This window comes from Candidatus Thalassolituus haligoni (assembly GCF_041222825.1).
GTDB lineage: Bacteria > Pseudomonadota > Gammaproteobacteria > Pseudomonadales > Oceanobacteraceae > Oceanobacter > Oceanobacter antarcticus.
In genome coordinates, this window is sequence record NZ_CP139482.1 from 779,319 (window position 1) to 791,775 (window position 12,457).

The window sequence follows — 12,457 nt, forward strand, 5'->3', positions numbered from 1 at the left end:
TGACAGGTCGTGATGTCTGCATGGCTGACATCGGGTTAATTGGCTTCTGCAGCCATTGATACCGGAGCCTCGGCTCTGGCGGTGTGGAACATCCGGTCAGACTGCGCTTGTTCAAATGACTGGCAAGGTGACGGTGTTCCTGAATGTATTTCCCTCCGGCTACGTTTCCTTTTGTTGCCTTAGGCCATGTTACGTTGTTCGGGTGGCTATCAGCCGTATCGGTCGGGTGATGATGGTGACTCGGGCGGCTTATCACGTTCTGGGCTCTGCGCCATATCTATATCTTCTTCGGGTCCTTCTTCCGGCAGCATTTCCAGCGCTGTAGGGGTTGTTCGTACCATGGGTACAAACGGCGCTGCCGATTCAATCTCATCCGCCTGGGTTTGTGGTCGCTGCAGGGCATAAAAGGCGTAGGCAGCAATCAGTGCATGGGCCAGCATAAAAAACAGCAGCAGGGCCAGCGGTCCAGTGAACTCCATCAGTGTACCAGCAATCGCCGGTCCGGCAGCGGCACCCATCCCATGTAGTAATAACAAGGCGCTACCAGCAGGCAATATATCACCGGTTTCCAGATGGTCGACCAGGTGGGCAACAGATACCGGGTAGATGGCAAACGCTGCGCCTCCCCAAATGGCCATCAATAGCAATACCAGCCAGTAGCTGGACGGTAACAGGAACAGCAGTAACGCCACGGCTGCTCCGGCAGCGGCGGTGATGCCAAGCACCCGGCGGCGGTCATGCCGATCCGAGTAACGCCCCAGTGGATATTGGCATATGGCACCGCCAATAATGGTGGCCGACATCAGCATTGCGACCTGGCCGCTGTCAAAACCGATACGCTGGCCAAATACTGGCGTCAGCCCCCAGAAAGCGCCCATGGCAATGCCAGACAGGGCGCCTCCGGCAACGGCAACGGGAGCCAGTTTGACCAGTTTTCGCAGCGAGAAACGTTTGACCTCGGCAACGGATGGCTGGGCCAGACGCGTCCAGGTAATGGGCACCAGGCTGATACATACGAGCATGGCGGCCAGCGCGAAGAGGGTAAAGTTGGCCGGACTGTCGAGCTGTAACAGTTGCTGGGCCAAGGCCAATGAGCCGAGGTTGACGGCCATATAAATCGCAAACACCTGGCCACGTTGTTGTGGCGGCGTCTGGTTATTGAGCCAGCTTTCAATAATGGTGTACAAAATGACCAGTACCGCACCGGTCACAATCCGCAGCAGGATCCAGGCGACCGGATTAACCAGCAGGCTGTGTAGCAGCACAACGGCAGCGGCAATGGCGGCGCAGAGCGCAAAAGCCCGAATATGGCCAATACGCCGCAGTATGGGCAGACCAATATAAAAGCCGACAAAGAAGCCAGCAAAATAACCGGAGCTGATATAGCCAATCAGGCTGTCGCTGTAACCTTCCATACCCCCGCGCAGGGCCAGCAAGGTGTTCAGTAGACCGCTACCAAACAGTAATAGCGACACTCCGAGCAACAGTGAACCAACAGGAACAATCAGTGGCAGCATAGCGTCCCCCTTTTTGTTGCCGTTTTACCGGTCACTGGCGTTTGATAAACAGTGGAAATAATCATGTCCCTTTTTTTACCTCTTCCACCAGTATGCCAGGCCTGTGGGCGTAACCATGGCGTTCCATCGTGTAGTGGTGGTTGACTCGTTGTTGGTGTCGTTATTGCTGCGTTCAATGTAACCTTGAATGACGCATTGAACGCTGTCCGGTCTTGCACGCCAAACCACACTCCTCATACCTTGTTCTGAAGCCAACGGGCTCTCAGCCGGTCCAATTGACCAATTGAGAACGCCCCCTAGGATGGCCTCAAAACGGGTCATATTGCGAATATTGACCACAATGCGCAGTTGAAGGGATGGTTCTATCCTGAAAACAAGTCAGTGGCAAACGGCAGTATGCGCTGTTTGTCGGTGGTCGCCTCATTGTGAGTTTTTTGTTTTACATAGGCTCTTGCGACTGCCGTGGATTACCACTGTCTGTGTTGCTTCGCTGCTTTGGCCACAATGCCGCTGTGATCCGACTGGATGCCGTGTCCAAACCCGATTTACAAGAGCGTTTATCGAATACTATTCGGCAGCGGATTAAATAGATGATCCCTGATGTTTACTACATTCGGTCGGCGGTGCCAGGCAACATTTGTTGGGCATATCGTATTGGGCAGATTGTTATTGTTTTGGGTGGCTGGAAAAACAAACGCAAAACGGCAGCCAGTGTTACGCGCAACGGACTTTGTGGTCTCGTGACCTGGATTCTGGCTATGCCTGAGATTATGCCTGAGCTAGCGTCTGGAAGGCCGGGTTAGCGGGTGACCAGTTTGTATATCCGGTGTGTTACCGAAGCCAGGATAGTATTGCCAACATTGGGTCAGATTGTTAAACGATCGTTTGTTTTTTTGGTTGTCATCTATCTGTAAGCCATTGAAAATAGGAAAAATTACTACTGTGTCTTCAACGACATCCATTCTTCCACAAGAGTGCAGTCCTGCATGAGTACTTCGAATCTGGCGTTGGAGCTGATCGACATTCACAAATCTTATGGCGACCTGCAAGTGCTGAAGGGCGTTACGCTGCAAGCCAGAAAAGGGGATGTGATCTCGATTCTTGGATCCAGCGGATCAGGCAAAAGCACCTTGCTGCGTTGTATCAATTTGTTGGAAAAACCCAGTCAGGGCGAAATTGTTATTGGCGACGAACAATTAATGTTGAAGCCGGGTAAAAATGGCGAGCTGGAAGCGACCAGCAGCAAGCAGCTGGAAAAGCTGCGTTCCCGGCTCGGGTTTGTCTTTCAGCAGTTTAACCTCTGGCCGCACATGACCATTTTGCAGAACCTTATCGAAGCTCCAGTGCATGTGCTGGGGGTGCCCAAAGCAGAAGCCATTCAGCGCGCGCGTAAATTACTCGCCAAGGTGGGGTTGGCCGACAAGGAAAATGCCTATCCGGCGCATTTGTCCGGCGGCCAGCAGCAGCGCGTTGCGATTGCCCGTACGTTGGCAATGGAACCTCGGGTACTGTTGTTTGATGAACCAACGTCGGCACTCGACCCTGAACTGGTGAATGAAGTGCTGGCGGTCATGCGCGAATTGGCCGAAGAGGGCCGCACTATGCTGATTGTGACTCACGAAATGCGTTTTGCCCGTGAAGTATCCAGCCAGGTGGTGTTTTTGCATCAGGGTCAAATAGAAGAGATCGGCACGCCTGAACAGGTGTTCGATCAGCCAAAATCCCAGCGAGTGAAAGATTTTATGGCCAGCCATCAATCCTGATGAGCGGTGATGAGCAGTGCGGCTGTGGCTGCCGCTATTTTCAGTACCCCTTGATCTTATAAACCATGAGGAAAGAGAACGATGCGTAAGGTAATGACGACTGTCTGTTTGTTGGTATCCTGCCTGACGGCTCCGCTGGCGTTGGCGGGTGACAAAATCCGTATTGCGACAGAAGGTGCCTATGCGCCGTTTAATATGACCGATAATCAGGGCAACCTGATCGGTTTTGATGTCGATATCGCCAAGGCCCTGTGTACTGAAATGAAAGCCGACTACGAGATTGTGGCACAGGACTGGGACGGTATTATTCCGGGTCTGCGGGCACGCAAGTACGACGCCATTATCGCCTCCATGTCGATCACCGACGAACGTTTGCGAGTGGTGGATTTCAGCGAAAAGTACTACGCCAACGTACTGGCGTTTGTCGGGCCAAAAGGCAAACCACTGGAAACCAGCAAGGCCGGTTTGAAAGGCAAGGTAATTGGTGCCCAGCGGGCGACCATTGCCGGTCAGTATCTGGAAGACAACTTTAGCGATATTGTTGATGTGAAGCTCTACGACACCCAGGACAACGCTTATCTCGATCTGGCTAACGGCCGTCTGGACGGCATTATGTCGGACAAATTCCCGGCCTATGACTGGCTGCGTACCGACGATGGCAAAAGCTTTGAATTCAAAGGCGCTGACCTCGACATCGATGACCATATTGCCATTGCGGTGCGTAAGGGTGATGCACTCGCGGCCAAGTTTAGCGCGGCAATCAAGGCCATTCGTGCCAACGGCAAGTACGCCGAGATTAACGCCAAGTACTTCCCGTTTGATATTTACTGACGTTGGTTGCCGGAGCCAGAATCTGGCTCCGGCACTGTTGCAGGTTTCAGTCCCAGGATTACGGTAGCCATCGCTATGGATTTACAAGGGTATGGCCAACTGCTGTTAAGTGGCTTGTGGGTCACCATTCAGCTGGCGTTGGCCAGTGTCTTTTTCGGTTTGATCATTGGTCTGTGTGGTGCCACCGCACGCTTGTCTTCGTCGCCGGTGGCCCGTGCGATTGCCACCACCTATACCACGGTGGTGCGGGGTATTCCGGAACTGCTGTTGGTACTGACGCTGTATTTTGGCGGTTCACAGTTATTGATGTGGATCGCCAGCCTGTTTGGCTATGACGAATATATTGATGTTGGCCAGTTTGCCGCAGCGGTTGCGGCGCTGGCGATCGCTTTTGGTGCTTACTCCACTGAAGTGTTCCGCATGGCGATGATGGATTTGCCCAAAGGCCAGTGGGAATCGGCCCAGGCGATGGGCATGACGCCATTAAAAACCTTTGTTCGTATCATTATGCCGCAGGTCTGGCGGCTGGCGATTCCGGGGTTGGGCAACCTGTTTCAGGTGTTACTGAAAGATACTGCGCTGGTGTCGGTGGTGGGTCTGAACGAACTGATGCGGCAGGCCTCAGTTGGGGCTGCCAATACCAAGCAACCGTTTGATTTTTATCTGGCAGCGGCGCTGTTGTACTTGTTACTGACGGTGGTGACGACCTTGCTGACTGGCTATCTCGAACGTCGTAGCAAACCGGAACTGAGAGGAAGCCGCGCATGAGCTGGGAGTGGGGGGTTATCTGGGAGTATTTCCCCAGGCTGTTACAAGGCGCCTGGCTGACTCTGGAGTTGGTGGCGGTTTCTGGTCTGCTGGGGTTGTTGCTGGCGGTGCCCTTGGCACTGATGCGAGCGTCGGCCAATCCGGCGATTAATGCCTTTCCGTACGCTTATATATTTTTCTTTCGTGGTACACCGCTGCTGGTGCAGATATTCCTGATTTATTACGGTGCGTCGCAATTTGATGCAGTGAAAGAGTCTTTGCTCTGGCCGATTCTGCGCGAACCCTACTGGTGTGCCATTATCGCCTTTTCAATGAACACAGCAGCTTATGCCGCCGAGTTGATACGGGCCGCGATTCAGGCGATTCCAAAAGGTGAAATAGAAGTCTCGCTGGCGCTGGGGATGAGTAAACTGACCATGATTCGGCGGATTGTTTTGCCCCGTGCTGCTGGCATTGTACTGCCAGGTTACAGCAATGAAGTACTGCTGATGCTGAAGAGCAGCGCGCTGGCTTCCACCATCACCTTGTTGGATCTGACCGGTATGGCCCGTACCATTATTGCTCGAACCTATACCCCGTTAGAGATGTTTTTTGCAGCTGGTATGGTGTACCTGGCAATGGCTGCGGTGCTGATTCTGATGTTTCGACTGCTGGAACGACGGTTGAACCGATACCAGTTTGCCAAACGGCCGATGTAACTTGATACAACCGGTTTTGATGGTTGTATAGCCGGTAGGTTGCTGGTGATGTTCAGGCGGGGAATGAGTGAGAATGGAAAGAATATCGGCCGACCGTTCAGCCCGACTGCTGGGCTAATGCCCAATCAATATGTTGTTGTACCAGCGCACTGACCTGCGGGCGTTTGTGTTCCAGTGCGGCGACCACGTCCAGACTGGCGGGAGCATTTCCCAACGCCACAGCAATATTACGTTGCCAGTTTTCATAGCCGGTTCGGCGAATCGGCATGCCTTCGGTTTTTTTCAGAAAAGTATGCTCGTCCCACTGAAACAGCTCCAGCAGCGTTGCTTTGTCGAGCTGGTGGCGGGGGGTGAAATCGGTTTCTGTGGTCGGTTTGCTGAAGCGATTCCACGGACAGCCAATCTGGCAGTCATCGCAACCAAAAATGCGGTTGCCCATGCCTTTGCGCAGTTCAACCGGAATGGGGCCATCCAGTTCAATGGTGAGGTAGGAAATACAGCGTCGGGCGTCCAGTATATGGGGGCCAACAAAGGCCTGGGTAGGGCAGATCTCCAGACAGGCAGTACAACGACCGCAGTGGTCTTGTTGGTAAGGCGTATCCATGGGTAATGGCAGATTGGTGAGCAGCTCACCGAGAAAAAAATACGAACCGGCCTGGCGATTGATTAACATGGTATTTTTGCCAATCCAGCCGAGTCCGGCCTTGTTAGCCAGAGCGCGTTCCAGTATCGGGGCGCTATCCACAAACGCCCGAAATCCCAGCTGTTCGACTTCGGTCGCCAGTTTCTGGCCGAGTAGGGTTAAACGTTTGCGGATTAACTTGTGGTAGTCCCTTCCCAGTGCATAGCGTGAGACATACGCCCTGTCCGGATTGCGAAGTTGGCTTATCAGGTCAATGTGTGGCGCCAGATAATCCATCCTGACGCTGATAACCCTGAGTGTGCCGGGCAGTAGTGCATCGGGTTTCCAGCGCATGTCACCGTGGTCTGCCATGTAGTGCATCGAGCCGTGATAGCCCTGTTTCAGCCATTCTTGCAGACGTTCTCCATGTTCATTCAGCTCGATATTGGTAACACCGACTTGCTGGAACCCAAGCTCGTTTCCCCAGTCTGTTAGCTGTTGGCGCAGTCTGGCCATGGCAGCGGGTGGAATTAATTGCAGTTCGTCGGACATGGTTTCGCTTAGTAGGGAGAGACTGTTTATAATTCAGTCATTTTATCACAGCCACAGATAGCACCTGGTGTTAATCTTGGAACACATACTCATGCTTGACAGTCGCCGAGCCAGCCCTGACCGTGGTCAGGAGCAACGGCGTTGTTCTATTTTCAGGAATCAGGGATGAAACGACCAAACAGCATTGTGGATCACCTGCCCGGAGCGCTATACAGCGCCGAGCAAGTGCGTGAACTGGATCAGGCGGCCATTACTTTCGAGGGTATTCGTACCTTTGAACTGATGGCGCGTGCCGGAGAGGCTGCATTTGCCTGTCTGCTCGGACGTTGGGGTTACACCGAGTCCGTTTGTGTAATGGCAGGGGCCGGGAATAACGGTGGTGATGGTTACGTACTGGCCGCCTTGGCCGCTCTGCATGGCATGAGCGTCAGCCTGTATACACTGGGTAATCATGAGCAGGTTTCTGCTGCTACTGCGGAAGCGGCTCAACTGGCGCTGGATGCCGGCGTCATTCCCCAGGTGTTTGATGGCGAGCTGGATTTTGATGGCGAGCTGATTGTGGATGCACTGTTTGGCACTGGCCTGAATGCTACAGTTGCCGGTGTGTATGCCGACGCCATCTGGGCAATCAATGCCCACCCGGCTGACGTATTGTCGCTGGATATTCCATCCGGCCTGGATGCCAATACCGGTTGCGTGCTGGGTGTTGCGGTGCGTGCTGATATGACGGTGACCTTTGTCGGTACCAAGCGAGGCTTGCTGGTCGCTGATGGCCCCGATCTGTGTGGTGAAATTGCCTTTGCAGCATTGTCGACCGAGGGTGCCGCCGCCGGTCGGCTCATACCCGATTGCGAGCGCATCAGCTGGCATCGGTTACAGCAGCTTGGCCAGTTATTACCCGTACGTACCGGTAACTCCCATAAAGGGCATTTTGGGCATGTGCTGGTGGTGGGTGGCGATCAGGGAATGGTGGGTGCCGTTACCATGGCCGCCGAAGCGGCCGGACGCACCGGTGCGGGTCTGGTCAGCTGTGCTACCCGACCAGAACACAGTGTCGCTGTACTGGCGCGCCGCCCGGAAGTGATGGTGCATGGAGTGTCTTCCGGGCTTGAACTGACCGGGCTGCTCGACAGTGCCAGCGTACTGGCGGTTGGCCCTGGTATGGGACAAAGCAGCTGGTCCGAATTGATGTTACAGCAGGTGTTAAACAGCGAGAAGCCGCTGGTGCTGGATGCCGATGGATTGAATCTGCTGGCAACGCCAGCCTGGTTCCACGAATTCTCTGAACGTAACGTCGTGTTGACGCCACATCCGGGAGAAGCTGCCCGACTGCTGGGGCTGGATACTATCGAGATCCAGCAGAATCGCTTCGTCGCGGCGAGAGCCCTGGCGGAGAAGTATCAAGCGGTTGTGGTATTGAAAGGGCGGGGAACTCTTATTGCTCGTCCGGGGGGCCGTGTCGCGGTGTGTACTGATGGCAATTCCGGTATGGCTACGGGCGGAATGGGCGATGTTCTAACCGGCGTGATCGCCGCGCTGATGGCCCAGGGCAGTGATGCCTGGCACGCTGCGCGCTTGGGGGTTTGTTTGCATAGTGCAGCAGCCGATCTGGCGGCAGCAGAAGGTGGCAGTCGTGGCTTGCTGGCAACCGATGTGTTCCCTTATCTCCGGGCATTGAATAACGAGAGTTGAGACCCCTTACATCAGTGCTCTGCCTGGTTTTACTGCCAGTGATGAACCGGTTGCCTTTGATGGTCAGACCCCTGCATACCGCCGCGAGGTACATCCTCTTCCATTGGGAATCGGCTGTCGGGCTGATACACTTGCCCACTTTCCGATACCAGAAACATCTTTCCTGAACGAGTTAATGATCGCCGTGACCGATTGCCTCCCTCCTGCCAAAATGATCCTTACCCGCGAACTGCATGGTGAACCAGCGACGCTGCAGCTGGCTGCTCAGCTGGCACCGCTTGTTGTTAATGGCGGGCTGATTTTTCTGCAGGGTACGCTGGGGGCGGGTAAAACCGCGTTTTGTCGTGGTCTGATTCAGGCACTGGGGCATGCTGGGGCGGTTAAAAGTCCGACTTACACACTGGTCGAGGACTATCAGCTGGAGAGTTGCCAGGTGTGTCATTTTGATCTCTACCGCTTGGGCGATCCGGAAGAACTGGAGTTTATGGGTATTCGTGATTATCTATCGGATCAGGCGCTGTGCCTGATTGAATGGCCTGACAAGGGACGGGGTGTTTTACCTGCTGCTGATCTGGAAATTCATTTCGATGATCTGGGTGAGTCCCGTCGTCTGCAGTTGCTGGCACTGTCCGACCGTGCGGTTGTGTGGCTGGCGGCGCTAGAGCAAGGGGATGTTGGATGACGTTGTCCCGTGCCGTAAAAGCAACTCCGGTTGGGGCGAAAAAGTCACTACTCTGGCATGTCTGTTTGTGGCTGGCTTTTGGTGGCAGCGCTATCACGAATGCTGATGTCCGCGATATTCGAGTGTGGCAGTCACCGGAAAGTACTCGGCTGGTGTTTGATTTGACCGAGCCTTCCGAGCACAAGATTTTTCCGCTCAGCTCTCCCAGTCGTGTTGTGATTGATCTGACTGATGCTGAAATGCTGCTGGATACCGCTGCGATCGACCTGGAAGGGACGGCGGTTGCGAGTATTCGCACCGGTCACCCCAGTAAAAAAGTGTTGCGGATTGTACTCGACCTGAATGAAACGCTGAATCCGAGCAGTTTCCCGTTACCGCCGAATGAGGTCTATTCCAACCATCGTCTGGTGATTGATTTGAAGCGGCCGGAAACAACCCAGTCGCTGTCACCAGTGAAACCGGTTAAAAAAGCGGAGACGCCGGCATCACGTCGCCGAGACATCATTATTGCTATCGACGCTGGCCATGGTGGAGAAGATCCCGGTGCTTCTGGTGCACGCCGTACCAAGGAAAAACACGTGGTGCTGGCCATCGCCAAGGAATTGCAGGCGCTGTTGAAGCAGGAAGCGGGTTTTACGCCGTTTATGGTACGTACCGGTGATTACTATATTGGCCTGCGTGAACGGACTGAAAAAGCCCGTGCAGCCAATGCTGATTTCCTGGTTTCAATTCATGCGGATGCGTTTAAACAATCCAGTGCTAATGGCAGTTCGGTGTATGTGCTGTCTGATCGTGGTGCGACCAGTGAGACAGCCCGCTGGTTGGCGGACAAGGAAAACGACGCCGACCTGATTGGCGGGATCTCGCTGGAAGACAAGGACGATCATTTGAGAATGACGTTGCTGGATCTGTCGATGACGTATCAACGTAATTCCAGCAAGCGTATTGGAGCCGACATCCTTGGACATATGGATAAAATATCTCATTTGCACAAGCGTCAGGTAGAAGAAGCAGCGTTTGTGGTATTGAAGGCACCGGACATGCCAGCCTTGTTGGTTGAAACCGGATTTATTTCCAATCCGGAAGAAGAACGCAAGCTGAATACTCGCAGTTATCAGCAGAAGATGGCAGCGGCCATCTTCAGTGGCATCAAGGAATATTTCAGTGATCATCCGCCCAGTGGCACCTTGCTGGAGGCGGAGCGTCGCCGCAATCAGGACAGCGCTGACCATTGGCGCTCCTATGTCATTCGTAGTGGTGATACCCTGTCGGACATTGCCGTTCAGAATGGTGTAGCCTTGAATGAGTTGCGCCGCATCAACGGCCTGAGCGATGATCAGATTCGTATTGGTCAAACCATCAAAATCCCCAGCTCCTGAAGAACTCATGCCCAATATTCATCTGCTTTCTCCTCGCCTGGCCAACCAGATTGCTGCCGGGGAGGTGGTGGAACGTCCTGCCAATATCGTCAAGGAACTGGTTGAAAACGCGCTGGACGCGGGTGCAACCCGCATTGACGTGGACGCCGAGCAAGGCGGAATCAAGTTGTTACGGGTGCGTGATAATGGCTGCGGTATTGAAAAAGACGATTTGTCTCTGGCACTGAGCCGCCATGCCACCAGTAAGATCAATACTCTTGATGATCTGGAAGCCGTGATCACCATGGGGTTTCGGGGCGAGGCGCTGGCGTCTATCAGCTCGGTTTCCCGACTGACCCTGACGTCGCGTCATCATGAGGCCACGGATGCCTGGCAGGTGACCGCCGAAGGCCGTGATATGGTGACCAGTGTCGCCCCGGCGGCGCACCCGGAAGGGACAACGCTGGAAGTGCGTGACCTGTTTTTTAATACTCCGGCCCGGCGCAAATTTCTGCGTACCGAAAAAACCGAATTCTCCCACCTTGAAGAACATCTGAAGAAACTGGCGCTGAGTCGTTATGACGTGGCGTTTTGTTTGCGTCATAACAATCGCGTCATCCATCAGCTACGTGTTGCCAGCCGGGGTATCGAACAGGAACGCAGGGTAGCGGCGATCCTGTCACCGCAGTTTATCGATAACGCCCTGCATGTGGATACCGAGGCGGCGGGTTTGTCGCTGTCTGGCTGGGTGGCGTTGCCGACCTTTTCGCGCTCGCAGGCGGATATGCAGTATTTTTACGTCAATGGGCGTGCTGTGCGTGACCGGTTGGTCGTCCATGCGATCAAACAAGCCTACCGTGATGTGCTGTTTCATGGTCGCCATCCGGCCTTTGTGCTCTATCTGACGCTGGATCCAAAACTGGTGGATGTGAATGTGCATCCGACCAAGCACGAAGTGCGTTTTCGTGATGGTCGGCTGGTGCATGATTTTCTGTTTCGAACCTTGCACCGGGTACTGGCGGATGTGCGTCCGTCCGATCAATTGCCGCCGACCAATGCCGATGCGCTGGGAGCAGGGATGGCGGATGGCAAGCCAACGGTTGCGAGTGACGGTGTCTTGCATCCGGCCGGACAGTCGCTGCCGGTGACGGGTCAGGCAACGGGAGAATTTACCGGTCAGGAGCGTTTACCCTGGCAGGCCCAGGCCAGCAGCAGAGCTGCGATTGGCAGTCAGGCGCAGCCATTTGGCCAGCGCCCCTCTGGTAATCAGGTTGCCGACCAACTCAGCGCTTACCATGCCATGAGCCAACCACTACCGTTGTCTGGACAGCCCGCCGTAATGCCAGCAACCGATGACGGTGATATGCCACCGCTCGGTCTGGCTATTGCTCAATTGCACGGTATTTATATTTTGGCGCAGAACACCGTCGGGCTGGTGCTGGTTGATATGCATGCGGCCCACGAACGGATTACCTATGAGCGTTTGAAGCTGGCCGTCGATCAACAACAGGTCGTCAGCCAGCCCTTGCTGGTGCCGGAGACCCTGGCCGTCAGTGAACGCGAAGCGGATATGGCCGAGCAGCATGCCGAAGAGTTCCGCCAACTCGGGGTTGAGCTGGCCCGCGTTGGGCCGGAGTCATTATTGATTCGACAAATTCCGGTACTGTTGCAGCAGGCCGTGGTGCCGCAGCTGGTGACCGATATGTTGGGCGATCTGCTGGAGCATGGCACTTCCGACCGGATTCAGGCACATCGCAACGAAATTCTGTCGACCATGGCCTGTCATGGTTCGGTGCGGGCCAATCGTAAACTGACGATTGCCGAAATGAACGCTCTGTTGCGTGATATGGAGGCGACGGAGCGCAGTGGTCAATGTAATCATGGCCGCCCGACCTGGACCCAACTCAGTATGACTGAACTCGACAAACTGTTTCTGAGGGGGCGCTAGTGAGCCAATCCCGTTTGCCGCCGGCT

The 12,457-nt window shown here is 54.5% G+C and carries 10 protein-coding genes; 8 read left to right on the forward strand and 2 right to left on the reverse strand.

Translation table 11 applies throughout. The annotated features are described in order from the left end of the window. Positions 1-209: 209 nt before the first annotated feature. A complete protein-coding gene (locus SOJ49_RS03485) occupies positions 210-1,517 on the reverse strand; it encodes an MFS transporter (protein WP_369856842.1) in 1,308 nt (435 codons plus the stop codon). 986 nt (positions 1,518-2,503) lie between these two features. Between SOJ49_RS03485 and SOJ49_RS03490 the strand changes: the two genes are divergently transcribed. The 4 genes from SOJ49_RS03490 to SOJ49_RS03505 all read left to right on the forward strand — a co-directional run bounded on the left by SOJ49_RS03490 (position 2,504) and on the right by SOJ49_RS03505 (position 5,577). Next, positions 2,504-3,280 carry an ABC transporter ATP-binding protein gene (locus SOJ49_RS03490; RefSeq protein ID WP_369856843.1) on the forward strand — a complete coding sequence of 259 codons (777 nt, stop codon included), beginning with the start codon at positions 2,504-2,506 and terminating at the stop codon, positions 3,278-3,280. Between the two features lie 81 nt (positions 3,281-3,361). Further along, a complete protein-coding gene (locus SOJ49_RS03495) occupies positions 3,362-4,111 on the forward strand; it encodes an ABC transporter substrate-binding protein (protein WP_369856844.1) in 750 nt (249 codons plus the stop codon). Between the two features lie 75 nt (positions 4,112-4,186). Beyond that, positions 4,187-4,879, forward strand: a complete 693-nt coding sequence (locus SOJ49_RS03500) for an ABC transporter permease (RefSeq protein WP_369856845.1) — start codon at positions 4,187-4,189, stop codon at positions 4,877-4,879. Next, positions 4,876-5,577, forward strand: coding sequence for an ABC transporter permease (locus tag SOJ49_RS03505; RefSeq protein WP_369856846.1), 702 nt, complete (start codon positions 4,876-4,878; stop codon positions 5,575-5,577). The genes SOJ49_RS03500 and SOJ49_RS03505 overlap by 4 nt, the downstream gene beginning before the upstream one ends. A gap of 97 nt (positions 5,578-5,674) precedes the next feature. Here the strand turns inward: SOJ49_RS03505 and queG are convergent, their stop codons facing one another. Then, positions 5,675-6,751, reverse strand: coding sequence for a tRNA epoxyqueuosine(34) reductase QueG (gene queG / locus SOJ49_RS03510; protein ID WP_369856847.1), 1,077 nt, complete (start codon positions 6,749-6,751; stop codon positions 5,675-5,677). Positions 6,752-6,916: 165 nt separating this feature from the next. On the opposite strand from queG, the gene SOJ49_RS03515 reads away from it, so the two are divergent. The 4 genes from SOJ49_RS03515 (at position 6,917) to mutL (ending at position 12,431) form a co-directional block, all read left to right on the forward strand. Next, positions 6,917-8,443, forward strand: a complete 1,527-nt coding sequence (locus SOJ49_RS03515) for an NAD(P)H-hydrate dehydratase (RefSeq protein WP_369856848.1) — start codon at positions 6,917-6,919, stop codon at positions 8,441-8,443. Between the two features lie 184 nt (positions 8,444-8,627). Next, on the forward strand, positions 8,628-9,125 hold the full coding sequence (tsaE, locus tag SOJ49_RS03520) for a tRNA (adenosine(37)-N6)-threonylcarbamoyltransferase complex ATPase subunit type 1 TsaE (RefSeq protein ID WP_369856849.1): 498 nt from the start codon (positions 8,628-8,630) through the stop codon (positions 9,123-9,125). Then, the gene (locus SOJ49_RS03525) at positions 9,122-10,504 is read left to right on the forward strand and encodes an N-acetylmuramoyl-L-alanine amidase (RefSeq protein ID WP_369856850.1); all 1,383 of its coding nucleotides are present in this window, start codon (positions 9,122-9,124) and stop codon (positions 10,502-10,504) included. Before tsaE ends, SOJ49_RS03525 begins: the two co-directional genes overlap by 4 nt. A 7-nt stretch (positions 10,505-10,511) precedes the next feature. After that, a complete protein-coding gene (mutL, locus tag SOJ49_RS03530; RefSeq protein ID WP_369856851.1) occupies positions 10,512-12,431 on the forward strand; it encodes a DNA mismatch repair endonuclease MutL in 1,920 nt (639 codons plus the stop codon). The last annotated feature ends 26 nt before the right edge of the window (positions 12,432-12,457 follow it).